Annotated in this window: 26 protein-coding genes; 16 read left to right on the forward strand and 10 right to left on the reverse strand. The window is 73.8% G+C overall.

Going from position 1 to position 24229, the window contains the following annotated elements; all coding sequences use genetic code 11:
• The first annotated feature begins 107 nt into the window (after positions 1-107).
• The 7 genes from ACIQR3_RS17905 to ACIQR3_RS17935 all read left to right on the forward strand — a co-directional run bounded on the left by ACIQR3_RS17905 (position 108) and on the right by ACIQR3_RS17935 (position 8503).
• Positions 108-1007, forward strand: a complete 900-nt coding sequence (locus ACIQR3_RS17905; protein ID WP_403539685.1) for an STAS domain-containing protein — start codon at positions 108-110, stop codon at positions 1005-1007.
• Positions 1004-1423: an STAS domain-containing protein gene (locus tag ACIQR3_RS17910; RefSeq protein ID WP_403539688.1), complete on the forward strand. Its 420-nt coding sequence runs from the start codon at positions 1004-1006 to the stop codon at positions 1421-1423. The genes ACIQR3_RS17905 and ACIQR3_RS17910 overlap by 4 nt, the downstream gene beginning before the upstream one ends.
• Positions 1423-1863 (forward strand): anti-sigma regulatory factor, encoded by a 441-nt coding sequence (locus ACIQR3_RS17915; protein ID WP_403539690.1) that lies wholly within the window; start codon positions 1423-1425, stop codon positions 1861-1863. The genes ACIQR3_RS17910 and ACIQR3_RS17915 overlap by 1 nt, the downstream gene beginning before the upstream one ends.
• Positions 1864-2934, forward strand: a complete 1071-nt coding sequence (locus ACIQR3_RS17920; protein WP_403539692.1) for a SpoIIE family protein phosphatase — start codon at positions 1864-1866, stop codon at positions 2932-2934.
• Complete coding sequence (locus ACIQR3_RS17925) at positions 2934-4652, forward strand: PP2C family protein-serine/threonine phosphatase (protein WP_403539695.1); 1719 nt, start codon at positions 2934-2936, stop codon at positions 4650-4652. The genes ACIQR3_RS17920 and ACIQR3_RS17925 overlap by 1 nt, the downstream gene beginning before the upstream one ends.
• Before the next feature lie 147 nt (positions 4653-4799).
• Complete coding sequence (locus tag ACIQR3_RS17930) at positions 4800-6167, forward strand: NAD(P)/FAD-dependent oxidoreductase (protein WP_403539697.1); 1368 nt, start codon at positions 4800-4802, stop codon at positions 6165-6167.
• Positions 6168-6256: 89 nt separating this feature from the next.
• On the forward strand, positions 6257-8503 hold the full coding sequence (locus tag ACIQR3_RS17935; protein ID WP_403539700.1) for an FUSC family protein: 2247 nt from the start codon (positions 6257-6259) through the stop codon (positions 8501-8503).
• A gap of 29 nt (positions 8504-8532) precedes the next feature.
• On the opposite strand, the gene ACIQR3_RS17940 is transcribed toward ACIQR3_RS17935, so the two are convergent.
• The 4 genes from ACIQR3_RS17940 to ACIQR3_RS17955 all read right to left on the reverse strand — a co-directional run bounded on the left by ACIQR3_RS17940 (position 8533) and on the right by ACIQR3_RS17955 (position 11626).
• Complete coding sequence (locus ACIQR3_RS17940; protein WP_403539702.1) at positions 8533-8964, reverse strand: hypothetical protein; 432 nt, start codon at positions 8962-8964, stop codon at positions 8533-8535.
• Between the two features lie 28 nt (positions 8965-8992).
• Positions 8993-9832 carry a DUF1206 domain-containing protein gene (locus ACIQR3_RS17945; protein WP_403539703.1) on the reverse strand — a complete coding sequence of 280 codons (840 nt, stop codon included), beginning with the start codon at positions 9830-9832 and terminating at the stop codon, positions 8993-8995.
• Positions 9833-10115: 283 nt separating this feature from the next.
• On the reverse strand, positions 10116-10997 hold the full coding sequence (locus tag ACIQR3_RS17950) for a SigB/SigF/SigG family RNA polymerase sigma factor (RefSeq protein WP_403539705.1): 882 nt from the start codon (positions 10995-10997) through the stop codon (positions 10116-10118).
• Between the two features lie 170 nt (positions 10998-11167).
• Positions 11168-11626: an ATP-binding protein gene (locus ACIQR3_RS17955; RefSeq protein WP_403539707.1), complete on the reverse strand. Its 459-nt coding sequence runs from the start codon at positions 11624-11626 to the stop codon at positions 11168-11170.
• Between the two features lie 165 nt (positions 11627-11791).
• On the opposite strand from ACIQR3_RS17955, the gene ACIQR3_RS17960 reads away from it, so the two are divergent.
• The 3 genes from ACIQR3_RS17960 to ACIQR3_RS17970 all read left to right on the forward strand — a co-directional run bounded on the left by ACIQR3_RS17960 (position 11792) and on the right by ACIQR3_RS17970 (position 14371).
• Positions 11792-12013 (forward strand): hypothetical protein, encoded by a 222-nt coding sequence (locus ACIQR3_RS17960; RefSeq protein WP_403539710.1) that lies wholly within the window; start codon positions 11792-11794, stop codon positions 12011-12013.
• 49 nt (positions 12014-12062) lie between these two features.
• The gene (locus tag ACIQR3_RS17965; RefSeq protein WP_403539712.1) at positions 12063-13541 is read left to right on the forward strand and encodes an aminotransferase class I/II-fold pyridoxal phosphate-dependent enzyme; all 1479 of its coding nucleotides are present in this window, start codon (positions 12063-12065) and stop codon (positions 13539-13541) included.
• 371 nt (positions 13542-13912) lie between these two features.
• Positions 13913-14371, forward strand: coding sequence for a cyclic nucleotide-binding domain-containing protein (locus ACIQR3_RS17970; protein WP_403539713.1), 459 nt, complete (start codon positions 13913-13915; stop codon positions 14369-14371).
• A 42-nt stretch (positions 14372-14413) separates the two neighbouring features.
• Here ACIQR3_RS17970 and ACIQR3_RS17975 read toward each other — a convergent pair whose 3' ends face one another.
• Together ACIQR3_RS17975 and ACIQR3_RS17980 are read right to left on the reverse strand one after the other, a co-directional pair.
• Complete coding sequence (locus ACIQR3_RS17975; protein WP_403539715.1) at positions 14414-15727, reverse strand: MFS transporter; 1314 nt, start codon at positions 15725-15727, stop codon at positions 14414-14416.
• A gap of 76 nt (positions 15728-15803) precedes the next feature.
• Positions 15804-16430 (reverse strand): LysE/ArgO family amino acid transporter, encoded by a 627-nt coding sequence (locus ACIQR3_RS17980; protein WP_403539717.1) that lies wholly within the window; start codon positions 16428-16430, stop codon positions 15804-15806.
• An 80-nt stretch (positions 16431-16510) separates the two neighbouring features.
• Between ACIQR3_RS17980 and ACIQR3_RS17985 the strand changes: the two genes are divergently transcribed.
• The 3 genes from ACIQR3_RS17985 (at position 16511) to ACIQR3_RS17995 (ending at position 18264) form a co-directional block, all read left to right on the forward strand.
• Positions 16511-17431 carry a LysR family transcriptional regulator ArgP gene (locus ACIQR3_RS17985; RefSeq protein WP_403539718.1) on the forward strand — a complete coding sequence of 307 codons (921 nt, stop codon included), beginning with the start codon at positions 16511-16513 and terminating at the stop codon, positions 17429-17431.
• Between the two features lie 124 nt (positions 17432-17555).
• Positions 17556-17807 (forward strand): WhiB family transcriptional regulator, encoded by a 252-nt coding sequence (locus tag ACIQR3_RS17990; protein ID WP_403539720.1) that lies wholly within the window; start codon positions 17556-17558, stop codon positions 17805-17807.
• A 94-nt stretch (positions 17808-17901) separates the two neighbouring features.
• Complete coding sequence (locus ACIQR3_RS17995) at positions 17902-18264, forward strand: DUF488 domain-containing protein (protein ID WP_403539722.1); 363 nt, start codon at positions 17902-17904, stop codon at positions 18262-18264.
• Between the two features lie 24 nt (positions 18265-18288).
• Here the strand turns inward: ACIQR3_RS17995 and ACIQR3_RS18000 are convergent, their stop codons facing one another.
• Positions 18289-19962 (reverse strand): FAD-binding dehydrogenase, encoded by a 1674-nt coding sequence (locus tag ACIQR3_RS18000; RefSeq protein WP_403539724.1) that lies wholly within the window; start codon positions 19960-19962, stop codon positions 18289-18291.
• Positions 19963-20138: 176 nt separating this feature from the next.
• Here ACIQR3_RS18000 and ACIQR3_RS18005 point away from each other — a divergent pair, with 176 nt between their 5' ends.
• The 3 genes from ACIQR3_RS18005 to ACIQR3_RS18015 all read left to right on the forward strand — a co-directional run bounded on the left by ACIQR3_RS18005 (position 20139) and on the right by ACIQR3_RS18015 (position 22180).
• Complete coding sequence (locus ACIQR3_RS18005; RefSeq protein ID WP_403539725.1) at positions 20139-20765, forward strand: alpha-ketoglutarate-dependent dioxygenase AlkB; 627 nt, start codon at positions 20139-20141, stop codon at positions 20763-20765.
• A gap of 89 nt (positions 20766-20854) precedes the next feature.
• Entirely contained in the window at positions 20855-21637 is a 783-nt protein-coding gene (locus ACIQR3_RS18010) for an MBL fold metallo-hydrolase (RefSeq protein WP_403539727.1), read from the forward strand.
• A 57-nt stretch (positions 21638-21694) separates the two neighbouring features.
• Complete coding sequence (locus ACIQR3_RS18015) at positions 21695-22180, forward strand: RidA family protein (RefSeq protein WP_403539729.1); 486 nt, start codon at positions 21695-21697, stop codon at positions 22178-22180.
• Between the two features lie 17 nt (positions 22181-22197).
• Here the strand turns inward: ACIQR3_RS18015 and ACIQR3_RS18020 are convergent, their stop codons facing one another.
• From ACIQR3_RS18020 to ACIQR3_RS18030, 3 genes are read right to left on the reverse strand one after another with little or no spacing between them, the layout of a single operon-like run.
• Positions 22198-23034 carry a PhzF family phenazine biosynthesis protein gene (locus tag ACIQR3_RS18020; protein ID WP_403540059.1) on the reverse strand — a complete coding sequence of 279 codons (837 nt, stop codon included), beginning with the start codon at positions 23032-23034 and terminating at the stop codon, positions 22198-22200.
• Positions 23035-23086: 52 nt separating this feature from the next.
• A complete protein-coding gene (locus ACIQR3_RS18025) occupies positions 23087-23908 on the reverse strand; it encodes a proline hydroxylase (protein WP_403539731.1) in 822 nt (273 codons plus the stop codon).
• A 42-nt stretch (positions 23909-23950) separates the two neighbouring features.
• A complete protein-coding gene (locus ACIQR3_RS18030) occupies positions 23951-24133 on the reverse strand; it encodes a hypothetical protein (protein WP_403539733.1) in 183 nt (60 codons plus the stop codon).
• Between the last annotated feature and the right edge of the window lie 96 nt (positions 24134-24229).

Genomic DNA, 24229 nt, shown 5'->3' on the forward strand with positions numbered 1-24229 from the left:
TCGTACGAGGTCGGCGGGTGGTTACAGTTGTCGCCCGGCAGAGTCACGTCGCCGGTCCGTTGCCGCAACGGTTCGCGCGACGCAGTTGCGGATGAGGAGTGGAACAGGTGCCGGAGCACGCAGTGGACACAACGCCCGGATCGCCGACCGGTGAGGTCCGCGACTTCCTGCGCGGCCGTCGGGAGCAGATCGCGCAGCGCTGGGCGGACGAGCCCCTGTTCCGGGCCGTGTTCACGGTCTCGCGGGACGAGGCGGTGGAGGCGGGCAAGGCCGTGGTCGACGCCCTGGCCGAGGTCGCGGACGTGGCGCGGGTGGAGGACCCGGACGCCGCCGGATTCGCTCCCGTACGGGAGCAGTTGGGGCGGATGGCCGCGGCCCGTTCGCGGGCCGGTCTGAGCACCGGGCAGATCTCCAGCGAGCTGGCGTCGCTGCGTCCGCCCGTGGAGAACCTGCTGCTGGAGGACCTGCGGGACGCCCCGACCGACCACGTCCGGGCCTGTACGACCACGCTGAGCGTGCTCATGGGCACCCTGCGGGTCCTGGTCATGCAGACCGCGCTGAGCGAGGGGCAGGCCCTCATCGACCGGCAGCGCCTGCAGCTGATGGAGGTGGCCACCCCGGTCATCAAGCTGTGGGACGGCATCGTGGCGGTCCCGCTGATCGGGACGCTGGACAGTGCCCGCAGCCAGGTGGTGATGGAGACGCTGCTGGAGGCCATCGTCGAGCAGCAGGCGCGGTACGCGATCCTGGACATCACCGGGGTGCCGACGGTCGACTCGCTGGTGGCCCAGCACCTGATGAAGACGGTCCAGGCGGCCCGGCTGATGGGCGCCGAGTGCATCGTCTCCGGCATCCGCCCGGCGATCGCGCAGACCATCGTCCACCTGGGCCTGGACCTGGGCGGGGTGATCACCCGCGCCGGCCTCGCCGACGCGCTGGGCTACGCGCTGCACAAGCTGGGCGCCGGCATCTTCAACACCTCGCCGAACGGTACGGATCAGCGGTGAGCCAGGCCTTCTCCGGCCCCTCCGCCGGACACGTCCCGGTGCTCAGGCTGGGGCAGGTCCTGCTCGTCACCCTCCAGGGAGACCTGCACGACAGCACCGCCCAGCAGCTCCAGCAGGACCTCTCCGAGACGGTGGTGGCCAGCGGGGCCACCGGTGTGGTCATCGACATCTCCGGCGTGGAGATCGTCGACTCCTTCCTCGGCCGGGTGCTGGCCGAGATCGCCGCCCAGTCGAGTCTGCTGGCCGCCCGGACCGTGATCGTCGGCATGCGGCCCGCGGTCGCGATCACCCTGGTGGAGCTGGGTCTGACGCTGCCCGGGCTGCACACCGCGCTCAGCACCGAGGCGGCCATGGAGCTGCTGGCCGTGCCCGTCCCCTCCGCCCGTCCCGGCGCCCCGCGCCCGGAGCGTCCGTGATGGGCACGGCAGCGGGTGTCGAGGCCCGCCTGCCGATCCGTTCGGACCTGGACCTGATGTGGGTGCGCCAGCACGTGCGGCAGGCCGCCGCCCAGCTCGGCTTCGGCCTGGTGGACCAGACCAAGCTGGTGACCGCGGCCAGCGAACTGGCCCGCAACACCCTGGTGTACGGCGGTGGCGGCACGATGGAGTCGCAGCACCTCGTCGACGGTTCCGCGCACGGGCTGCGGCTGGTCTTCAGCGACCAGGGGCCGGGCATCGCGGACGTGGAGCAGGCGCTCAGCGACGGCTACACCTCCGGCGACGGGCTGGGCATGGGCCTGGGCGGGGCACGCCGCCTGGTGCACGAGTTCGCGATCGAGAGCGCCCCGGGCGCCGGTACCACGGTCCGGGTGACGTCCTGGACCGGTCGGCCTCCCAGGCCGCGTGAGGAGTTCTGAATGCCGCGCGTGTGGGAGGTGCCGGTGCACGACTCGACCCGGGTGCGGGACGCCCGGGTCGCGGCCGAGCACGCGGCCGCCACCGCCTCGCTGGACGAGCCGCGCACCGCGGTGGCGGCGCTGGTCGCCACCGAGCTGGCCACCAATCTGCTCAAGCACGCGGGCGGCGGCCGGGTCCTCATCGACGTCGTGGCGCCGCCCGTGCTGGCGGCCGGCCGGGACGCGGACCCGGTGGTGCAGATCGCGGCGATCGACCACGGCCCGGGCATCGCCGACGTGTCCGAGGCGCTGCGCGACGGGTTCTCCACCGCGGGGTCGCTCGGCGCGGGCCTGGGCACCTGCCGGCGGATCGCCGGCCACTTCGAGCTGCACAGTGTCCCGGGCCGGGGCACGGTGGCGCTGGCCCGGGTCGGCGCCGCGCTGCCCCGGACGGGCGCCGGCCCGGACGCCCCGGGGCTGACGGCCGGGGTCCGGGCGGGCGGGGTGAACGTGCCGTTCGGCGGGGCGGAGTACTCGGGGGACGCCTGGGCGTGGGTGCGGTCCGGGGACCGGGTGACGCTGATGCTGGCGGACGGGCTGGGACACGGCCCGGAGGCGGCCCTCGCCTCCACGGCCGCCGCCGACGCCCTGCGCGCGTCGGCCGGACTGCCGCCCGCCGAGGCGCTGCGCCGGCTGGACGGGGCGCTGCGCGGTACCCGGGGGGCGGCCGTCGCGGTGGCCCAGGTCGATCTGCGGGCCGGGCGGCTGCGGTTCGCCGGGATCGGCAACGTGGGGGCGCGGCTGTGCGCGGCCGGGGTGTGGCGCCCGCTGGTGTCCCGGCCCGGGATCGTCGGGGTGCACCGGCCGGGGACCCTGCGCGAGGACGAGGCGGTCTGGGGCGACGACCACCTGCTCATCCTGCACAGCGACGGCCTGCCCAGCCGCTGGACGCCGCCGCCCGAGACCTGCCGTCCCTCCGTCGACCCCGCCGTCACGGCGGCGGTGACCGTGCGCGACGCCAGCAGCCCGGCGCGTCCGGTGCGGGACGACACCGCCGTGGCCGTGCTGACCTCCAACCCGTCGGACCGGTGATGATGCGTACGTGGCAGATCTCCGGTGTCCTGGACGCGGCGCGGGCGCGTATCGCCACCGCCCGGCTGGCCGCCGCGTACGGGGTGCCGCCGCTGGAGCGGACCCGGCTGTCGGCGGCGCTCAGCGCGCATCTGCGCCAGTGCCTGACCAAGGGCGGCACCTGGCGGCTCACCCTGAACCCGATCGCGCGGGAGTGCGGGGAGGCCGCCCTGGAGGTGCTGGTGACGCCGTCCCGTGAGGTGTCGGAGGCGGGCCAGCCGCCCTGGCGGATGACGCTGGTCTGCCGGGAGCCGGACCTGACGCCGGAGGCGGGCGCGGTGGCCGACGATCCGGCGGTGCTGGCGGAGGCGCTGCTGGGCGCCGACGAGGACACCGCGCTGGTGCTGCGCAAGCTGCGCGAACAGGAGGAACTGGTCGCCTTCCACCGGGAGGAGCTCCAGCAGACCAACCAGGGCGTGGTGGCGCTCCACGCCGAGCTGGACGCCGCCGGGCGGGCGCAGCGGGAGGCGTTCGCCGCCGAGCGCAAGGCGCGCACCGAGGCGGAGGAGGCCCGGCGCCGGCTGACGTTCCTGGCGGACGCCAGCGCGGTGCTGACCACGCCGCTCAACCACCACGAGATCCTGCGCCGCCTCCCGGACCTGCTGGTGCCCGCCTACGCCGGGAACGTGGACCTGTGGCTGTTCGAGACCGACGACGACGCGCGCGGCGCCGCGGCGCACCCGGCGGCGCTGACCGCGGCCCGCACCGGGCGTCCGCAGTACGCCGCCGGCCATCCGGGCGGTCTGGCCGGCGTCGACGACCACCCGCCGTCCCCGGAGCACACGGACCGGCCGGTGCTGTGCATCCCGCTGCCCACCCGGCGCGAGCCGCTGGGCGTGCTGACCATGTCGCCGCCCGGGGAGCGCTGGGACCCCGACGACGCCGTGATGCTGGTGGAGCTGACCCGGCGGGCCAGCATCGCCATCGACAACGCGCGGCGCTACGAGCACAACCGGGACATCGCCGAGACGCTCCAGCGGGCGCTGCTGACGGAACTGCCCACGCCCGGCTTCCTCGGCATGGCCGCCCGCTATCTGCCGGCCACCCAGGGAATGAACATCGGCGGCGACTGGTACGACGCGTTCCGTCAGCCCGACGGCGGGGTGATCGCGGTGGTCGGCGACGTCACCGGGCACGGGCTGCACGCGGCGGTCATGATGAGCCAGCTGCGCACCGCCCTGCGCGCCTACGCGGTGGACGGCGGCAGCCCCGGCCGCCTGCTGACCCGGCTCCACACCTTCCTGCACAACCTCCAGCCCGACCTGTACGCCACCGCCGTCATCGCCCGCTTCCACCCCCAGGAGCCGACGATGACCTGGGCCGCGGCCGGTCATCCGCCGCCGGTGCTGCGCGGCCCGGACGGCCGGGTGCGCATCCTGGACGCCAAGCCCGGCGCCATGCTGGGCATCCCGCTCAAGCAGGACATCGCCGACCACACCGTACGGGTGGCGCCCGGAACCACGCTGGCGCTGTACACGGACGGGCTGGTGGAGCGGCGGGCGCGGGGCATAGACCCGGGCATCGAACGGCTGGCGGCGGCGCTCGGGTCGTTCGGGCCGGCGGAGCTGGACATCGACCTGGGGGGTGCGGCCGACGGCATCCTGGGCCCGCTGCTGAGCGACTCCGAGCGGGACGACGACGTGTGCCTGCTCCTGTGCCACCTGCGGGATCACGGCTGAGCCGAGGGGTGTTTTCGCCGGGCTGCCGCGTTCGACTGGCGAAACGGCGGGCGGCGCGATGAGATCGGTGGGTGCGAAGCAGCGATCCAGGGGCAGGCGAAGGACGTTCGAGGAAGACCGCCCGGAGCCGCAGAAAGGGATGACACCGTGACACGACCCAGGATCCTGGTGGTCGGCGCAGGTTTCGCCGGTGTGGAGTGCGTCCGCCGCCTGGAGAGGAAGCTCTCCCCGGGCGAGGCGGAGATCACGCTGGTGACGCCCTTCGCCTACCAGCTCTATCTGCCCCTGCTGCCCCAGGTCGCCTCCGGCGTCCTGACGCCCCAGTCGGTCGCGGTCTCGCTGCGCCGCAGCAGCAAGTACCGCACCCGGATCATCCCGGGCGGTGCCATCGGTGTGGACCTGAAGGCCAAGGTCTGTGTGGTCCGCAGCATCACCGGCAAGATCGTCAACGAGCCGTTCGACTACATCGTGCTCTCGCCCGGCAGCATCACCCGCACCTTCGACATCCCGGGGCTGACCGACACCGCGTTCGGCATGAAGACCCTGGCGGAGGCCGCGTACATCCGGGACCACGTCATCACCCAGCTCGACCTGGCCGACGCCAGCGAGGACCCCGCCGAGCGCGCCTCCCGGCTGCAGTTCGTGGTGGTCGGCGGCGGCTATGCCGGTACCGAGACGGCGGCCTGCCTCCAGCGCCTGACCTGCGCCGCCGTCAAGCGCTACCCGCGGCTGGACCCGAAGCTCATCAAGTGGCACCTGATCGACATCGCCCCGAAGCTGATGCCCGAGCTGGGCGACAAGCTGGGCCGCAGCGCCCTGGAGATCCTGCGCCGGCGCGGCATCGAGATCTCGCTGGGCGTCTCCATCGCCAAGGCCGCTCCGGAGGAGGTCACCTTCACCGACGGCCGGGTGATCCCGACCCGCACGCTCATCTGGACCGCGGGCGTCGCCGCCAGCCCGCTCATCGCCACGCTCGGCGCGGAGACGGTCAAGGGCCGGCTCGCGGTCACCGCCGAGATGTGCCTGCCCGACCACGACGGGATCTTCGCGCTCGGTGACGCGGCGGCCGTGCCCGACCTCGCCAAGGGCCAGGACGGCGCCGTCTGCCCGCCGACCGCGCAGCACGCGATGCGCCAGGGCGTCCACGTCGCCGACAACGTCATCGCCGCCCTGCGCGGTCAGCCGCTGCGGCCGTACGTCCACAAGGACCTGGGTCTGGTCGTCGACCTCGGCGGGGCGGACGCGGTGTCCAAGCCGCTGGGCGTGGAGCTGCGGGGCGTGCCCGCGCAGGCGGTGGCCCGCGGCTACCACTGGTCGGCGCTGCGCACCGGCGTCGCCAAGACCCGCGTGATGACCAACTGGCTGCTCAACGCGGTGGCCGGCGACGATTTCGTACGCACCGGCTTCCAGGCCCGCAAACCGGCCAAGCTGAAGGACTTCGAGTACACCGACGCCTACCTGTCGCCGGAAGAGGTCCGGGCCCACGTCGAGGGGGCCGGCCGGACGCCGGCCTGACCCGGCGCGCGGGACCCGGTCACGGCATGAGATGCTGAGAAGTCGATCTAGGTGTTGGACCGGGTTCGACCAGGGGAGAGTACGGCGGCGTGAAGGCAGCGGGGCGCTCGGTGCGGACACGGCTGCGGGACCGCGTCGCCGCCTCCGATCCAGGACTGCTCCGGCTGGTCGCCGGGCTGCGGACGGTGGGCGCGATCGCGCTGGCGCTCGCCGTGCTGGCCGTGCTCGGCTCCGACGTCCCGCATCTGGTCGCGGGCGCGATGGCGGCGATGGTCGCCACCTTCGCCATCCAGGAGAAGCAGCGCGGCGCGCAGGCCGTCACGCTGGCGCTGGGGCTGCCCGTCGCGCTCGCCTCGGTGTCGCTGGCGGCGCTGCTCGCCTCGCGGGTGGTGATCGGCGACGCGTTCTTCGTCGTCCTCATCTTCTGCGCCGTCTACGGCCGCCGGTTCGGCGACCGGGGCACGGCGCTCGGTCTGATCGGCTTCCAGCTGTACTTCGTCTCCCTGTTCGTCGGGGCGACCGTGGCGGAGCTGCCGGAGCTGTACCTGTCCCTGGCCGTGGCGTTCGCGTCCAGTGCCCTGGTCCGGTTCGCGATCGTGCCGGCGACCCCGGCGGGCATCCTCCAGCGGCTGCGGCAGGCCTTCCGGGCCCGGCTGGCCCAGTTGATCTCCGCCCAGCTGGAGTTGCTGGACGCCGGTCCTGACGACATCGACAAGGTGCTGGAGGACCTGCGGGAGGGCCACGCCCGGCTGCACGAGACGGCGCTGATGATCCAGACCCGGCTGGACGACAACACGCTGGACGCGTCCACGACCCGGCTGGTGCAGCGCCGCATCGCGGACGCCGAGATCGCCGCCGAGCGGCTCGGGCTGCTGCTGCTGACCGCGCGCAGCGCCCGGCGGGCGGACACCCTCACCCTGCACCTGCCGGGCGCCCCGGCGCCGTCGGTGCGCCGGATGCCGGGTGCGGACGAGGCCGTCACGCTGCTGCGCCGTGACCTCACCGCGCTGCGGGAACTGGTGGTACGGCCGCCCGCCGAGGCGCGCGGCACCGCCCTGTCCCATCTACGCAACCGGCTGCTGGGCTACCGCGACGAGGAGAACCTGCCCGCCGCCTCCCCGGCCGTCCAGGACGTCTTCCGCGGCATCGGGGAGACCGCCCGCGCGGTGATGGGCCTCAGGGTCGCCCTGGACGGGCCGCAGGACGAGTCCGACGACTCCCCCGCCACCACCCGCTCCCGCGAGGAGCTGGACGCCGAGGACGCGGCGATCGACGCCGGGGAGGAGGCGGCGGACGAGGCGGAGCCGACCGGGCTGCGCCGGCCCACCACGCGCGCGGCCGTGCAGGTCGCGGTCGGCTCGTCGCTGGCCATCGTCGGCGGCGAGATGCTCTCCGCGCAGCGCTGGTACTGGGCGGTGCTCACCTGCTGGATCGTGTTCATCAACACCGCGTCGACCGGCGAGATCCTGGTCAAGGGCTACCGGCGGCTGCTGGGCACGGTCTTCGGGGTGGTGGCCGGGATCGTGCTGGCCGGGCTGGTCGGACAGCACACCTGGACGGCGTTCGCGCTGGTCCTGGTGTTCATCTTCGCGATGTTCTACACGGCGCCGCTGTCCTACACCCTGATGTCGTTCTTCGTCACCGCCATGCTGGGGCTGCTGTACACCCTGCTGCACACCTACAGCATGTCGGTGCTGCTGCTGCGGGTGGAGGAGACTGCGCTCGGCGCGGCCTGCGGGGTGGTGGCGGCGGCGCTGGTGCTGCCGGTGCGCACCGACAGCCGTACGGACGACCTGCTCGGCACGGTCCTGGAGCGGCTCACCGGTGTCACCGAGGGCGCCGTGGACCAGCTCAGCGGCGGGCCGGCCGCCGATCTGCTGGACCGGGCGCGCGACCTGGATCAGGCGCTGGGCGATCTGCGCGGCGCCACCCAGCCGCTGACGCACCCGATCACGCCGCTGCGGGCCCGGCGGGACACCGCGCGGTACGTGGTGGCGCTGCTGGAGACCTGCGCGTACCACGCGCGTTCGCTGGCGGCGACGGCCGAGCTGCTGCCCACCCACCCGTCCATCGCGGCCGATCCCCGGCTGCGCGGCGCGGTACGGCGCACGGTGCGCAACATCGGGGCGATCGCGGCGCACGTCGCGGACCCGAGCACGCCGGTGGAGGTCGAGACCGGGCCCAGTATCGCCTCGCTGCTGGAGTACGACACCGCCGGCGTCCCGCGGTACGGCCGGATCACCGGCCGGGTGCTGCGCCACCTGGAGCGGCTGGACGAGGCGGTGACCGGCCTCGCCCGGCCGCTGGGCGTGCCCGTGGCGACGCCGAAGCGGTGACGGCGGGGCTCGCCGGGGGCCGTGGGCGGTCAGAAGTCGCTGGGCAGGCCGCTCGCCTCGGCGATGCCGCGCAGTTCCTCGTTCTGCCGGTGGCGTTCCTTGAGGTAGTCGGCGATCTCGCCGAGGCGGTCCGGGTCGGAGGCGGTGGCGGCGTCGGTGACCACGCGGATCGGCCCGGTCTCGTCGGTGCTGATCTCGATCACCTCGTTGTCGAGCCGGCCGGTCACCGCGGTCGCGATGACCAGGGCGGCCTCGTCGCGGATCTCCTGGGGCAGGGCGTCGGCGTCCCGCCCGTCGAGGGCGAAGTCGATGGTGGGCATCTGCTGGTCGTCGATCGCCCGTAGAACCGGCTCCACGACGCTGAGCAGCATCCGGTAGTCCTCGGTGTCCATCCGGACGCGCAGAAGGTCGAGGTAGACGTCCACGGGACGGCCGTCCGGCGGAATCTCGTGTTCGTTCATCTGCTCCGTGTTCCCTCTCCCGCGTCCCTCAGACGCGGCGCCAGCGGGCCAGTGCGAACGAGAACACGCCGAACAGCACCAGTCCGGCCGCGACGCAGGCCAGGAGCATGGGTCCGAGCGGGGTCTCGGCGAAGGAGCGCAGGGTGTCGTCCAGGCCCTTGGCCCGGCCCGGCTCGTAGTCGACCGCGGCCCGTACGGCGAAGGCGCCGGCCACGGCGAACACCAGGCCCCGCGCCACTCCCCCGGCCACGCCGGTCACGTCCACCAGCCGCCGGGACCAGGGGGCCAGCTCGCTCGCCTTGAGCTTCTTGCGGTAGCCGCGCCGGGCGGCCTGGACGCCGATCACGACGCCGGCGACGACTATGCCGGCACCGGCGACGCCCACCAGCCACTGTCCGCCCGGCACCTGGAGGACCCGGGCGGTCACGTCACGGGACTGCTGGTCGCTGGAGCCGCCGGAACCGTTGCGGGGGCTCGCCGCGAACGCCAGCACCGAGTAGGCGACGAAGGCGTAGAAGCCGCAGCGGGCGGTGGCCGCCAGCCGCTTCTTCGCCGTACGGCCGTCGGGCCCGACGGCGCCGAACACCGCCTCCGACAGCCGCCACAGGGCCATGCCCACCAGCCCGATGCCCAGCGCCCACAGCAGGACCGAGCCGAACGGCTGGTCCGCCAGTGCCTCCAGGGCACCCGAGCGGTCGGCCTCCTCGGTCCCGTCGCCGAAGGCGATCCGCAGGGCCAGGGTGCCGACCAGCAGATAGATCACGCCCCGGGCGGTGAGCCCGGCGCGGGCGGCGCCCTCGGCGACCGTTCCGTCGGCCGCCCGGCGGGCCCGTCCGCGGGCGGTCGCGGTCAGTACTCGCGTGGTCATCTCGTCCTCCCCTTCCGAGACTCCCGGATGCCCCGGCGCGCACCGCGCACACCCTGCGGCCCGGGTGCCGATACGGACCGTTCGGTTCCGGCGGGGACGGCTCTCCGGGCGGGTGCCGTGCCCTTCCAGGGGCACACCTGTGCCCCGCACGCCGGTCGGCGTGCGGGGTGGGTGCGCCAGGTTTTCCGGGCGCACGGTGGCCTCGGCCTCCCCTCGGCCGGGCCACGGTGACCTCGGCCTGAGGCCGGCAGGGACGTCCCGGCAGCTCAGGCCGTCGTCCGGGTCAGGGCGCCGAGCGGCGTCCGGGGCCCCGGCGGGCGGGGCGCCGGCCCATCGCCTCGTCGCGCACCCGGGCGCAGCTGCGGCTGATGAGCCGGGAGACGTGCATCTGCGAGATGCCGAGCTGGTCGGCTATCCGGCTCTGGGTCATGTCCTCGAAGAACCGCATGTAGAGGATGGCGCGCTCCCGCTCGGGCAGCCTGCGCAGCCCTTCCTTGGCGGACTCGCGGTCGACCACGACGTCGTAGGAGTTGTCCGACGCGCCGAGGGTGTCGGCGAGGCTGTAGCCGTCGTCGCCGGCCGACAGCTCGGCGTCCAGCGACAGGGTGCTGAAGCTCTCCAGGGCCTCCATCCCGGCGCTGACCTCCTCCTCGGTCAGTCCGGTGTGGGCGGCGATGTCGGCGGTGGAGGGCTCGGGGCTGCCCGGGTTCTGGGTGAGTTCGCGCCGGGCCACGCGGACCTTGTTGCGCAGTTCCTGGACCCGGCGGGGCACCCGAAGGGCCCACATCCGGTCCCGGAAGTGCCGCTTGACCTCACCGGTGATGGTGGGCACGGCGTAACTCTCGAAGGCGCCCCGCTCCGGGTCGAACCGGTCGATGGCCTTCACCAGGCCCAGTGCCGCGACCTGGCGCAGGTCCTCGACGGACTCGCCGCGGTCGCGGAAGCGGCCCGCGATGCGGTGGGCCATGGGCAGCCACGCGGTGACGAGTTCGTCGCGCACCGCGTCGCGTTCGGGCCCCTCCTCCAGTGCCGCCAACCGGGTGAACAGGCTCGCGGTGTCGGGGGCGTCGTCGTGGCGGCGCCGGGGCGGCGCGCTCGTCGGCTCGGTGGCGGCGGTGGTGGACTCGGGGGTGGCGGGACGGTCGGTGGGGGTGTCGATGAGCATGCGGATCGCTCCTGAACGGTGGTCTCAGGGGGACTTCCGCGGGAACGGCGCTGCGGTCGACTGGAGTGCCGAAGCAGCCATACCGCTCCCGCTGCTGCGCCTCCGGTCCGAAGCACGAAACTGCGACTGCCCTTCCCCTGGGGGAACAAACTCCGCTTTTCGAAATGTACTCAGGACAGCGGTATCAGGACGCTGATGCACTTGCCTCCGGAGGGCAGCTCGGACACGCGTACGTCGCGGGCCAGGCGGCAGACGATCGGCCAGCCCCGGCCGCCCACCCGCCAGCGGCTGCGCGGGTCGGCGGGCGGCGGGGGCGCCGGCAGTTCGTCGCTCCGGTCGCTCACCGAGACCCGCAGCCCGGGGCCGTCGACGTCGACCCGGAAGTCGGTGACGCCGCCGCCGTGCAGGATGGCGTTGGTGGTCAGTTCCGAGGCGACCAGCACGGCGTCCGACAGGGCGTCGGCGTCGTACCGGGTGCCGCCCTCCCGGCAGCGCGCGGTGACCGCGCGCTCCACGGCCCGGCGCGCGTCGGCGGGTTTGCCCGGCCTGGGCGGCCGGGCGCGCCCGGCACCGTCGCGTTGCTCGCCGTTCCGCTCGGTGGCGGAGGGGGTCATGGGCTTCTCACACATCCGTCAGCTCCCTGGTCGTGTGGAACATCGTGTGAACCGAGCCGGAGCCCGCCCTGCCCGCGGCTGTCTCGTGTTCCGGCTGACCTCTGACCGCACGCGCAAACCTCAGGGCCTCCGTACGGCCCAGCGGCCATGCGGCCGCCGTACCGGGGGTACGCGGTGTGCATGACGGATGTTGTGGACTCGGACGAACTGCTGCGGCGCATGCACCGGGCGCGGGCCTGCGCGGCCCAGGAGGAGCAGGCCTGGCGGACCCGGCGGGACGAACTGCGGCCGACCGACCCGGAGGGAGCGCGGGAGGCCGAGGTGCGGTCGGTGGCCTACGAGGCGGTGCTGCGGGTGCTGGACGAGGTACTGACGCCCGGCCGGCGCACGGAGCGGGGCTGACCCCCGGACGGCGCCGATTGGGGCGTCCGCTGCGGGGAAGCCGCAGGGCATGGCCATCGATCACACCCAGGCTCCGGTGCTCCAGGCTCTCGCCGACTACCGCCGGGAGGGCCGGCTGTCGTTCACGCCCCCGGGGCACAAGCAGGCGCGGGGCGCCGATCCGGCCGTCCGGGAGGTGCTGGGCGACGCGGTCTTCCTCGGTGACGTACTGGCGATCGGAGGGCTCGACGACCGGCTCACCCGCGACCGGGTGCTCCAGCGTGCCCAGGAGCTGATGGCGGACGCCGTCCACGCCGACCACACCTTCTTCTCGACGTGCGGCAGTTCCCTGTCGGTCAAGGCGGCGATGCTCGCGGTCGCGGGGCCGCACGAGAAGCTGCTGATCGGCCGGGACGCGCACAAGTCGGTGGTGTCCGGTCTGGTGCTGTCGGGCATCGAGCCGGTCTGGGTCGAGCCGCGCTGGGACGCGGAGCGCCATCTCGCCCATCCGCCGTCCGCGGCGGAGTACGAGGCGGCCTTCGCCGAGCACCCCGACGCCAGGGGCGCCCTGATCACCAGTCCGACACCGTACGGCGCCGGCGCGGACCTCGCCGCCGTCGCCGAGGTCTGCCACCGGCGCGGACGGCCGCTGATCGTCGACGAGGCGTGGGGCGCGCACCTGCCCTTCCACCCGGACCTGCCGTCCTGGGCGATGGACGCGGGCGCCGACATCTGTGTGACCAGCATCCACAAGATGGGCAGCGGTCTGGAGCAGGGTTCCGTCTTCCACCTCCAGGGCGACCTGGTGGAGCCGAAGCTGCTGGGCATGCGCGCGGACCTGCTGAGCACCACCAGCCCGTCGGTGCTGATCTACGCGGGGCTGGACGGCTGGCGCCGCCAGATGGCGCTGCGCGGGCAGGAGGTCATGGGCGGCGCGCTGGAACTGGCGGCCGAGGTGCGGGCGGCGATCGAGGAGATCGACGGCATGCACGTCAACGACCGGGCGGACTTCTGCGGCCCGGGACTGGCCGACGGCTTCGACCCGCTGCCGGTCGTCATCGACCTCGCCGGGCTCGGCATCTCCGGCTACCAGGCCGCCGACTGGCTGCGCGAGCGGCGCGGCATCGTCGCCCATCTGACCGACCACCGGCGGATCGGCGCGCAGATCACCCACGGCGACGACCGGGAGACCACCGGGGAGCTGCTGACAGCGCTCAAGGAGCTGGCGCACGCCGCCCCCGGCCTGCCGGACGCCCCTCGGGTGGCGGTCCCGTCACCGGCCGAGCTGCGGATGGCGCAGGTCGTGCTCCCCCGGGACGCGTTCTTCGGGCCGACCGAGGACGTCCCCGTGGAGCGGGCGGCCGGCCGGATCGCGGCGGAGATGATCACCCCGTACCCGCCGGGCATCCCGGCCGTCCTGCCGGGCGAGCGGCTGACCGAGCCGGTGCTGCGCTACCTGACCAGCGGCCTGGCCGCCGGGATGTACCTGCCGGACCCGAGCGACCCGGCGCTGGGGACGGTACGGGTGGTCGCGGAGCACGCCGGCTGAGGCAGGCACCCCGCCCGTGCATCGCGGCCCGAACGGCAACGGGGAGAGGCGGGCCGGGACGGCGGTGAACAGGGAGGCAGGTGAGAGGTGAAACGGGTGAGACGGGTGAGACGGGTCACGTACACCGTCCCCGGTTTCCTGGAACGTCCACAAATGGTTTAGCGTTCACCTATACGTGGTGACGGAGTCGATCCGCGCGGTCCTCCGGCGCCACTGTTCACGGCCCTGGCTGGATCCCCCCGTCCAGCCAGGGCTTTTTCATACCGTCACGGAATCTCCGCGCCCGCCGAGGTGCCCGGGGCCGCGCCGGCCGCTGAAATGGGCGTAGGGAAAACACCGGAACCGCATCGGCCGGCGAGGAGTTCCGTGTCATGACCAAAGCGATCAAACTGCTCAACGCCCTCCCCCCGCCCCAGCGGGCGCGGCTGACCGAACTGGCCAGGGAGGTCCACTTCCCGGAGGACACCCGGATCTTCGAGGCGGGCGGCACGGCCGACCGCTTCTGGGTGGTCCGCTCCGGCGCCGTCTCCCTCACCCAGCGGGTGACGTCCCTGCAGAGCGTGACGGTCGCCAGCCTCGGCGCCGGCGACCTGCTCGGCTGGTCCTGGCTGTTCCCGCCGTACCAGTGGGACTTCGGCGCCGAGGCGTTCAGCGCGGTGCGCGCCTACGAGTTCGACGCCGCCGCGGTGCTCCGGCTCTGCGAGGACGATCCCCGGCTCGGCGTGGTCCTGGTGCGGTCCGTCGCCGAGATCCTGGCGCACCGGCTGGAGACGACCCGGGGCAAGCTGCTGGAGCAGTACGCGCTGCACCGGCGCGGCGGCCCGCTGTAGCGGGTCGGACCCGGTAGCGGCGCAGGGCGGGCACCGTCAGGGTCAGACCCGGTAGCGGCGCAGGGCGGGCACCGTCAGGGCCAGGCCCAGCATCACCACGACGACCAGCAGCCCGCCCCCCGTCACCGCGCCGCGCGCCCCGAAGGCCGAGCCCGCGGTGCCGTGCAGCACGTCGGCCAGACGCGGTCCGCCCGCGACGACGACCGTGAAGACGCCCTGCATCCGGCCGCGCATCTCGTCGGTCGCGGCGGACAGCAGGATGGCGCCGCGGAAGACCATCGAGACCATGTCGGCGACGCCCGCGACCGCGAGGAAGACCACCGCGAGCCACAGGCTCCCGCTCAGTCCGAAGCCCGCGACGGCGGCGCCCCAGGCGACGACCGCGCCGATCACCATCCAGCCGTGCCGCCTGGCCCGGGAGAAGGTGCCGGAGAACAGTCCGCCGGCCACCGCGCCGATCGGGATCGCCGCGTACAGCAGCCCCAGCGCGAGCCCCTCACCCGAGCCCGCGTACGTCTCGGCGGCGAGCTGCGGGAACAGGGCCCGGGGCATGCCGAACACCATCGCGACGATGTCGGCGAGGAAGGACAGCAGCAGCACCGTGTGCCCGGCGATGTAGCGGAAGCCGGCCACCACCTCGCGCAGGCCCGCTCGCCCCTTCCCCCCGCCCGTCAGCGGCAGCAGTGCGGGCAGCCGGTGGACCGCCCACACCGTGACGCACAGGGCGACCGCGTCGATGAGGTACAGCTCGGGCAGGCCGATGACCGGGATCAGGACGCCCGCGAGCAGGGGGCCCACCACCTGGCCGGTCTGCATGACGGTCGAGCCGAGGGCGTTGGCGGCGGGCAGCTCGTCCTCGGGGACCAGCCGGGCGATGGAGGCGCTGCGCGCCGGGGAGTTCAGGCCCCAGAAGGCCTGCTGGAGCGCCAGCAGCACCATCAGTACGACGACCGACTCCAGGCCGGTGACGGCCTGCACCCAGAACAGCAGCGAGGTCACGGCTATGCCGCTGTTGGTGATCAGCAGCAGTTTGCGGCGGTCCATGGTGTCGGCGACCGCGCCGCCCCACAGCGCGAACACGACCAGCGGCACCAGTCCGGCCAGGCTGGCGGCGCCCACCCAGGCCGAGGAGCCGGTGATGTCGTAGATCTGCTTGGGCACGGCGACGGCGGTGAGCTGGCTGCCGACGGCCGTGACGATCGTGGAGACCCACAGCCGCCGGAAGGCGGGGCGGCGCAGGGGGCGGGTGTCCATCGCCCAGCGGCGCCAGCCCCGGCGCGGGGCGGGAGGCGTTTCGTCGGGGCCGGGGCCAGGGCCCTGGGCCCGGGGTTCGGTACTGCTGTCGCTCGTGTCCACGCATCCCTACTTGGTCGTTACATCTTTCGATTTCCTCACTATCGCAGGACGGCGGGGCGGCGCGGTGTGACGGGCGTCAACTCCCGGCGATCAGCGAGACGCCGAGGGCGATCATGACGGCGGCCACCAGGCCGTCCAGGACCCGCCACGCCGTGCGGCTGCCGAGGAAACGGCCGAGGTGGCGGGCGCCGAAGCCGAGCGCGGCGAACCAGGCGAGGCTCGCGAGCGCCGCGCCCAGGCCGAAGGTCCAGCGCAGCGGGCCGCGGTCGGCGGCGACGGAGCCGAGCAGGAAGACGGTGTCCAGGTAGACGTGCGGGTTGAGCCAGGTCAAGGCCAGGCAGGTGAGCACCGCCCGCCGCCGGGAGCCCGCCCCGGCGTCGCCGTACCCGCCGTCCGCCCGCAGCGCGCCGGCCGGCCGGAACACCCGCCGGGCGGCCAGGGCGCCGTACCCCAGCAGGAAGGCCCCGCCGATCCAGCCGACCGCCGTCAGCGCGCCCGGCCACGCCACCACCAGGGCGCCGACCCCGCCGACGCCCAGGGCGATCAGCACCGCGTCGGACAGGGCGCAGATGCCGACCACGGCCAGGACCGCGTCCCGGCGGACGCCCTGACGCAGGACGAAGGCGTTCTGGGCGCCGATGGCGACGATGAGGGAGAGGCCGGTACCGAAGCCGGCGGCCGCGGCGGCCAGGGCGTTGTTCATGCCCCCGACGCTAAGCGAGCGGTCATCGCGCGTACAGCTGAAGATTCTTACGTATCTTTAGCTCTTGTGAAGGTGACGCGATGACGACATCGGCGACGGCGGCCCTGGGCGACCTGCCCCTGGACCAGGTGCGGACCCTGCTGGCGGTGGTGGACGAGGGGACGTTCGACGCCGCCGCGGCGGCGCTGCACGTGACGCCCTCGGCGGTGAGCCAGCGGGTGAAGGCCCTGGAGCAGCGCACCGGCCGAGTCCTGCTGCTGCGCACCAAGCCGGTGCGGACCACCCCGTCCGGCGCGGTGCTGGTGCGGCTCGCCCGGCAGGTGGCGTGGCTGGCCCGGGACGCCCACGCCGAGCTGGGGCTGAGCGGGGCCGGTGAGCCGGTCCGGGTGTCGGTGGCGGTGAACGCGGACTCGCTGGCGACCTGGTTCCTCGACGCGCTCACCCGGGTGCCGCGCGATCCGCCGCTCTGCTTCGAGCTGCGCCGCGAGGACGAGGACCACACGGCGGCCCTGCTGCGGGAGGGCGTGGTGATGGCCGCGGTGACCTCGTCGCCGGACGCGGTGCCGGGCTGCTCGGTACGGCCGCTGGGGCGGATGCGGTATCTCCCGGTGGCCGCACCGGAGTTCGCCGCCCGGTACCTGTCCGGACCGCTGCGCCGGGCGCTGGCGGAGGCGCCCGTGGTGGTGTTCGACCGGCGCGACGACTTCCAGGACGGCTTCGTCCGCCGGCTCGGCGGCGGACACGGGTCGGCCAGTCCGGTGCGGCACTACGTCCCCACGTCGGAGGGGTTCGTCGAGGCCGTCGCCGCCGGACTGGGGTGGGGCATGGTGCCCGAGCCGCAGGCCGAACCCCTGCTGCGCAGCGGCCGGTTGGCCGAGCCGGCCCCCGGGACGGCGGTCGACGTGCCGCTGTACTGGCAGCAGTGGAAGCTCGACTCGCCGGCCCTGGCCACGGTGGCCGAGGCGGTGGGGGCGGCCGCGGCCCGGGCGCTGCGGGCGTAGGAACTTCCGCACCCGGGAACGACTTTGCGGCCTCCCGCCCGTTTGGCCCCGGCGTCCACAGGTCACCCGAGGGTGAGCAACCCGAATCCGTGACAGCGCGACACGACGATCGCAGGTGACTTCGATGGATGACTGGCGAGAGCACGCGGCCTGCCGCGCCGAGGACCCCGACCTGTTCTTCCCGGTCGGGACCTCAGGCCCGGCCCTGCTGCAGACCGAGCAGGCGAAGGGGGTCTGCCGGCGCTGCCCGGTCCGGGACCAGTGCCTGGAGTGGGCCCTGGACACGGGGCAGTCCATCGGCGTCTGGGGCGGGACCGACGAGAACGAGCGGCGCGCCCTGAAGCGGCGCCTGGCGTCCCGCCGGCGGACGGGCTGACCGTGCGGCACGGCCCCGGGAAGCGGACGGGCGGACGGCGCCGGGGCCGCGTAGGCTCGGCCCCAGCGCCGTCCGCCGCCGAAGGGACCGAGCCGTGAACGTCCGTGTGCGCCGCGTCTACGACCCGCCCGAGCCGGACGACGGCACGCGGGTGCTGGTGGACCGGCTGTGGCCGCGCGGCCTGAAGAAGGACGCCGCGCGCGTGGACGAGTGGCCCAAGGAACTCACCTCGTCCACGGAACTGCGCCGCTGGTACCACGCGGGCGAGGGCTCCGACGAGGAGTTCGCCGGGCGTTACGAGGCCGAACTGGCCGCTCCGGAGGCGGCGGAGGCACTCGACCGGCTGAGAGAGCGGGCGGACGAGGGGCCCGTGACGCTGCTGACCGCGTCCAAGGACACCGACCGCGGCCACACCGCCGTACTGGCCCGCCTGCTCGGCGAGAGCCGCTCCCCCTGAGCCCCGGCCCTCGAGCCCCGCTCCTCAAGCCGTCTGCCGTGCCGCCGCGCGTCCGGCCGCCCGTCCCGAGAAGAGGCAGCCGCCCAGGAAGGTGCCCTCCAGGGCGTTGTACCCGTGCACCCCGCCGCCGCCGAACCCGGCCACCTCACCGGCCGCGTACAGGCCCTCGACCGGCGTGCCGTCGGCGCCGAGGGCGCGGGAGTCGAGGTCGGTCTGGATGCCGCCGAGGGTCTTGCGGGTGAGGATGTGCAGCTTGACGCCGATCAGCGGACCGGCCGCCGGGTCGAGGATCCGGTGCGGGGACGCCACCCGGCTGATCCGGTCGCTGAGGTAGCGGCGGGCGTTGCGGATGCCCTGGACCTGGGCGTCCTTGCTGTAGGGGTTGGCCAGCTGGAGGTCGCGGGCCTCGATCTGGCGGCGGACGGCGGCGGCGTCGAGGAGCGGCTTGTCGGTGAGCCCGTTCATCCGGTCGACGAGCTGTTCGAGGGTCGGCGCGGTCACGAAGTCGGCGCCTTCGCGCACGAAGGCGGCCACCGGCCCCGGGGCGCCCTTGCCGACGACCCGCTCCCGCAGGAAGGCCGCCCGGTCCTTGGCCGTGATGTCCGGGTTCTGTTCGGAGCCCGACAGCGCGAACTCCTTCTCCACGATCTTCCGGGTGAGGATGAACCAGGAGTGGTCGTACGGGGCGATGTCCTCGTCGGTGCGCAGGTGCCTGAGGGTGCTGAGGGTGTCGTAGCCGGGCAGGCAGGGGTCGGGCAGGCGGCGGCCGAGCGCGTCGAACCACATCGGGGACGGGCCCGGCAGGATGCGGATGCCGTGGCCGGGCCAGACGGGGTTCCAGTTGCGCAGGCCCTCGGTGTAGTGCCACATGCGGTCGCGGTTGACCAGGCGGACGCCCGCCGCCGCGCTGATGTCCAGCATCCGTCCGTCGACGTAGGCGGGGACACCGGTGACCATCTCGGCGGGCGGGGTGCCCAGGCGCTCGGGCCAGTAGCGGCGGACGATGTCGTGGTCGGCGCCGATGCCGCCGGAGGTGACGATCACGGCCTGGGCGGTCAGTTCGAAGTCGCCGATCCGGTCGCGGTTGGAGGCGACGCCGCGCGGTGATCCGTCCTCGGCGAGGACCGTGCCCCGTACGCCGCGCGCGGTGCCGCCCTCCACGATCAGCTCGTCGACGCGGTGCCGGTGGTGGAAGGTGAGCAGTCCGTCGCGCACGGCCTGCTTGGCGTACCGGGCGAAGGGCTCGACCACTCCGGTGCCGGTGCCCCAGGCGATGTGGAAGCGGGGCACCGAGTTGCCGTGTCCGTCGGCCCTCAGGTCGCCGCGCTCGGCCCAGCCGACGTTGGGCAGCAGCTTGATGCCGTGCCCGTCCAGCCAGGACCGCTTCTCCCCCGCCGCGAACTCGACGTACGCCCGGGCCCAGCGCACCGCCCAGGAGTCCTCGTCGTCCAGGCGGTCGAAGCCGGCGCTGCCCTGCCAGTCGTTCCAGGCCAGCTCGAAGCTGTCCTTGACGCCGAGGCGCCGCTGTTCCGGTGAGCCGACGAGGAACAGCCCGCCGAACGACCAGAACGCCTGTCCGCCGAGGTTGGCGGCGTTCTCCTGGTCGACGAGGGCCACCCGGCGACCCCGGCTGGTCAGTTCGTGCGCCGCGACCAGTCCCGCAAGGCCCGCTCCGACGACGATGACGTCGGCGTCCATGGCGACCGTCCCTTCCTCGTTCCCTTGTTCCCTGTCCCTCGGCCACCGCCCCGCCGCGGCCGGCTCCGTCACCGCCGGTCTCCGTTCGCTACGGGAACGTATCCGATTCACCGGCGCCTGCGAACCTCCCGCACCACACTTGGAACGTACGTTCGATTGAGAGGTACGCTCGGAGTATGAGCACGCATCTCCAGGGTTCCCTCTTCGACCAGACCGACCGCCCACGGCTCGGCCCGCTCGACGGAGTCCGCCGCACCCGGCTGGGCTCCGGCGCCTGGATCGACGTACTCCCGGGGTGGCTGAGCGGCGCCGACGCGCTGTTCGAACGGCTCGCCGCCGAGGTCCCCTGGCGCGCGGAGCGGCGCGAGATGTACGACCGGGTGGTCGACGTCCCCCGGCTGCTCGCCTTCTACGGGGCGCGGGACCCCCTGCCCGACCCGGTCCTCGACGAGGCCCGCGATACCCTCACCGCGCACTACGGCGAGGAGCTGGGCGAGCCGTTCACCACCGCGGGCCTGTGCTACTACCGGGACGGCCGGGACAGTGTCGCCTGGCACGGCGACCGGATCGGCCGGGGCGCGCGTGAGGACACGATGGTCGCCATCCTCTCCGTGGGCACGCCCCGGGACCTGCTGCTGCGTCCGGTGGGCGGCGGCGGCACGGTGCGCCGGCCGCTGGGCCACGGCGACCTGATCGTGATGGGCGGCTCCTGCCAGCGCACCTGGGAGCACTGCGTACCGAAGTCCGCGCGGGTGGCGGGCGGCCGGATCAGCGTCCAGTTCCGCCCGCGCGGCGTGCGGTGAGACCGACCGGAACCCATCGCTCCGCCACCGCCCGGCGTCTGGTTGGCTGTTCCCGGTCCACCAGCCCCTCTCAGGACGCGGAGTGAGCGATGAGCGCCGACGTGCGGCAGGTCGCGGACGGCACCTATCTGGTGCACGGCAGCAACACCAACTGGGTGATCCTCACCGACGGGGACGCGGTGACGCTGATCGACACCGGCTACCCCGGTGACCGGCAGGCGGTGCTCGACTCCCTCGCGTCCGTGGGGAGTTCGCCGGAGGCGGTGGCGGCCGTCCTCGTCACGCACGCCCACAACGACCACCTGGGCTCCGCCGAGTACCTGCGCACCGCGTACGGCACGCCCGTCCTGCTGCACGAAGCCGAAGTGCCGCACGCCCGGCGGGACTTCCTCCAGCAGGTCTCGGTCCCGACGGTCCTGCGCAACGCCTGGCGGCCGGGCGTGCTGCCGTGGATCGCGCACGCCGCCCGCTCCGGCGGCACCGCTCGACTGCCGGTCGCCGAGCCGCGGCCGTTCCCGGCGGCGGGCGCCCTGGACCTGCCCGGCAGGCCCGTTCCCGTGCACACTCCGGGACACACGGACGGCCACTGCGCCTACCACCTGCCGGAGACCGGGGTGGTGGTCTCGGGCGACGCCCTGGTCACCGGCCACCCCATCTCCCGCACCGAGGGTCCGCAACTGCTGCCCGACCTGTTCCACCACGAGCGCGCCCGGACCGTGGCGTCGCTGGACGTGTTCGAGGAGCTGGACGGCGACCTGCTGCTGCCCGGGCACGGGCCGGCGCACCGCGGGTCCGTGGCCCGGGCCGCGCGGCGCGCACGGGAGCGCGCCGAGTCCGCCGGCCGGGCACGGAGGTCCGCTCCCCTCCGCTGACGTGGAACACCTCCCGACTCCCCCGACGTCCGGGCGCGGCCCCTCTAGACTCGGCCCATGTCACCGCATGAGCCGGACCGGGCCGTTCCCCCCTCGGAGGTTCTCGCCTCACTGGGACTCCGCCTGCCGTCGGTCAGTCCGCCCAAAGGCCGGTACGTGCCCGCCGTCGTCAGCGGCCGGTTCGTCTTCGTGGCGGGGCAGATTCCCCTCGCGGACGGCAGGCTGGTGGCGACCGGGCGTGTCGGCGGCGAGGTGCCGGTGGCCCTGGCCCGGGAGCTGAGCCGGCGCTGTGCCCTCGCGTCGCTGGCCGCCGTCGACGCGGTGGCGGGGATCGACCGGGTGACCCGGATCGTCAAGGTCACCGGCTATGTGGCGGTGGCACCCGGGTTCCGTGACCTGGACGCGGCCGTCGACGGCGCCAGCGCGCTCTACGAGGCGGTGTTCGGCGCCCGTGGCGCACATGCCCGTGCGGTGGTGGGGGTCGCGGACCTGCCGCTGAACACGCCTGTGGAGATCGAGACCCTGGTCGAGATCGACCGGTGACGGCGGGGCCGCGCCCCTCACAGGGATACGGCCGTACCGGTGATGCCGATGCCGGTGTGCGGGTCCTCGGGGACGGTGACGGTGATGGTGCTCGGGCGGCCCATGTCGTACCCCTGGAGGACGGTCAGCCGGGACGGCAGGGGGATCAGGCGCGCCTGGCGCAGATAGCCCCCGAGCGCGGCGGCCGCGGCCCCCGTGGCCGGGTCCTCGAAGACCCCGCCGGTGGGGAAGGGGTTGCGGGCGTGGAAGACCGTGGTGCTCTCCCTGCGGACCAGATCGACCGTCACCCAGCCGTGGCGGTCCATCAGGGCGGCCAGCCGCGGCATGTCGTAGTCGAGACGGGCCAGCCGGTCCCGCGAGGCGGTGGCCAGCACGACGTGCCAGGCGCCGGCGTAGGCGGCTCGGGGCGGCAGGAGCGGGTCGAGGTCCGACGGCCGCCACCCCAGGACGTCCAGCAACTGGCCGGTCTGGGCGTCGGTCACCGCCGCCGTCCGCGGGGGCACGCTGGTCAGGGTGGCGACGACCCAGCCGGTGTCGTCGACGCCGGTGTGCACCGGGACGACACCCGCCCGCGTGTGCAGGGTGAGTTCGCCCGCGCCGTGCCGCCGGGCGAAGGCGACCGCGGTCGCGATGGTGGCGTGTCCGCAGAAGGGGACCTCGACGCTCGGGCTGAAGTACCGCACGTCCAGGTGGCCGTCGCCCCTCGGGACGACGAACGCGGTCTCCGAGTATCCGACGTCCTTGGCGATGCCCGCCATGTCGGTGTCCGCCAGTCCCGTGGCGTCCAGGACGACACCGGCCGGGTTTCCGCCGTCCGCCTGCTTGGTGAAGGCGGCATAGCGCAGTACTTCCATGGTCACCACATCAGTTAGGTGTTTCGGTACGCGACCGGGGTCCGCGACAGCCTCAGCCCCAGGCCAGCAGGTCTCCGGTGTCGGCGAGGCCCAGGGAGAAACCGAGAGCGATCCGCCGGCCACCGTGACTCGGTTTCACGGCGTGGTAGTTCCGCGAGTCGAAGAGCAGGCCGTCCCCCACGGCGGGCTTGATCACCAGGGACTCGTCGTCCCGCACGCACTCTTCGGTGAAGCCGTACGAGCCGGGAGCCCGGTGGCGTTCGTCCGCGGGCTGCCAGCGATGGCGCCAGATGACGGTCTCGCCGCCGGTTTCCGGCACGGTGACATAGACGTTGAAGGCCAGCTGGGCCACGAGCGGCGCGTCGAGCAGCGGGGCGGAGAACTCGCGCCCGGCGTCGTCGTAGTGCACCAGGAACCCCTGCGGGGCCTCACGCGCCACTCCGGCGCCCATCTCGCGGCCGCCGCGGCGTCCGACGCCCACCCTGCCGGGCCAGTCCGCCCCCAGGGCCTGCCGGGCCCTCTCCCAGGGGTCGAAGGGGAGGGACAGCCTGCGCCAGGCCGCGCGGGACGCCTCCAGGTCCGGCCAGTAGGAGTCGGCCACGCCGCCGTCGGCCCGGTAGTCACTGACGCCGACGCCGAAGCGCATCACCATGGGCTGGACGCGTTCCGCACCGTAGTTGTCGAACTCGGCGGCCAGCAGGGACCGTGCAATGCGGTCGCACACCGACGGGGGGAACAGCCCCGGAACCCGGACGGCCGCGCAGCGTCCCGACGCCAGGTCGGCGATGTGACCGCGGCTGAAACCCGTGGCGGTGACCACACGGAAGAAGGGGTCGTGCACATCCGTCAAGACCGTCGCCGTGTCACTGGTCATGGCTGCTTCCCCTCTCAGCGGTGTCCGCCGGCCGCCACGCCATCATCCCAACAGCAGCGCGGGGCTGTAAGCCAACTTCGCGTCGCGTTCCAGAGCCCGGTGGTCCTCCTCGATGGACTCCAGCGCGAGGCGACGGGCCGACTCCAGCCGGTGCTGATCGGCGTCGAGTTCGGCGTCCGGTTCCGACGGGAGGCTGTCGTGCGGCTCCGGGTGGAAGGAGTTCATGCAACGGGCTCCTCTGCGATGGTCTGCGACACTCCGTGATCGGCATCTCACTCAGAGAGTGACGGACAGCGATAGTAGGCGCAATAGCCCAGCCGG

This window comes from Streptomyces sp. NPDC090994, from assembly GCF_044768905.1.
Taxonomy (GTDB): Bacteria; Actinomycetota; Actinomycetes; order Streptomycetales; family Streptomycetaceae; genus Streptomyces.

Excerpts from the sequence above, each read along its gene's own strand:
- ACIQR3_RS17915 (WP_403539690.1), top strand. The coding sequence starts at position 1,423 with ATGGGCACGGCAGCGGGTGTCGAGGCCCGCCTGCCGATCCGTTCGGAC.
- ACIQR3_RS17920 (WP_403539692.1), top strand. The coding sequence starts at position 1,864 with ATGCCGCGCGTGTGGGAGGTGCCGGTGCACGACTCGACCCGGGTGCGG.
- ACIQR3_RS17925 (WP_403539695.1), top strand. The coding sequence starts at position 2,934 with ATGATGCGTACGTGGCAGATCTCCGGTGTCCTGGACGCGGCGCGGGCG.
- ACIQR3_RS17940 (WP_403539702.1), bottom strand. The coding sequence starts at position 8,964 with ATGAACGAACACGAGATTCCGCCGGACGGCCGTCCCGTGGACGTCTAC.
- ACIQR3_RS17945 (WP_403539703.1), bottom strand. The coding sequence starts at position 9,832 with ATGACCACGCGAGTACTGACCGCGACCGCCCGCGGACGGGCCCGCCGG.
- ACIQR3_RS17950 (WP_403539705.1), bottom strand. The coding sequence starts at position 10,997 with ATGCTCATCGACACCCCCACCGACCGTCCCGCCACCCCCGAGTCCACC.
- ACIQR3_RS17955 (WP_403539707.1), bottom strand. The coding sequence starts at position 11,626 with ATGTGTGAGAAGCCCATGACCCCCTCCGCCACCGAGCGGAACGGCGAG.
- ACIQR3_RS17960 (WP_403539710.1), top strand. The coding sequence starts at position 11,792 with ATGACGGATGTTGTGGACTCGGACGAACTGCTGCGGCGCATGCACCGG.
- ACIQR3_RS17965 (WP_403539712.1), top strand. The coding sequence starts at position 12,063 with ATGGCCATCGATCACACCCAGGCTCCGGTGCTCCAGGCTCTCGCCGAC.
- ACIQR3_RS17970 (WP_403539713.1), top strand. The coding sequence starts at position 13,913 with ATGACCAAAGCGATCAAACTGCTCAACGCCCTCCCCCCGCCCCAGCGG.
- ACIQR3_RS17980 (WP_403539717.1), bottom strand. The coding sequence starts at position 16,430 with ATGAACAACGCCCTGGCCGCCGCGGCCGCCGGCTTCGGTACCGGCCTC.
- ACIQR3_RS17985 (WP_403539718.1), top strand. The coding sequence starts at position 16,511 with ATGACGACATCGGCGACGGCGGCCCTGGGCGACCTGCCCCTGGACCAG.
- ACIQR3_RS17990 (WP_403539720.1), top strand. The coding sequence starts at position 17,556 with ATGGATGACTGGCGAGAGCACGCGGCCTGCCGCGCCGAGGACCCCGAC.
- ACIQR3_RS18000 (WP_403539724.1), bottom strand. The coding sequence starts at position 19,962 with ATGGACGCCGACGTCATCGTCGTCGGAGCGGGCCTTGCGGGACTGGTC.
- ACIQR3_RS18005 (WP_403539725.1), top strand. The coding sequence starts at position 20,139 with ATGAGCACGCATCTCCAGGGTTCCCTCTTCGACCAGACCGACCGCCCA.
- ACIQR3_RS18010 (WP_403539727.1), top strand. The coding sequence starts at position 20,855 with ATGAGCGCCGACGTGCGGCAGGTCGCGGACGGCACCTATCTGGTGCAC.
- ACIQR3_RS18015 (WP_403539729.1), top strand. The coding sequence starts at position 21,695 with ATGTCACCGCATGAGCCGGACCGGGCCGTTCCCCCCTCGGAGGTTCTC.
- ACIQR3_RS18020 (WP_403540059.1), bottom strand. The coding sequence starts at position 23,034 with ATGGAAGTACTGCGCTATGCCGCCTTCACCAAGCAGGCGGACGGCGGA.
- ACIQR3_RS18025 (WP_403539731.1), bottom strand. The coding sequence starts at position 23,908 with ATGACCAGTGACACGGCGACGGTCTTGACGGATGTGCACGACCCCTTC.
- ACIQR3_RS18030 (WP_403539733.1), bottom strand. The coding sequence starts at position 24,133 with ATGAACTCCTTCCACCCGGAGCCGCACGACAGCCTCCCGTCGGAACCG.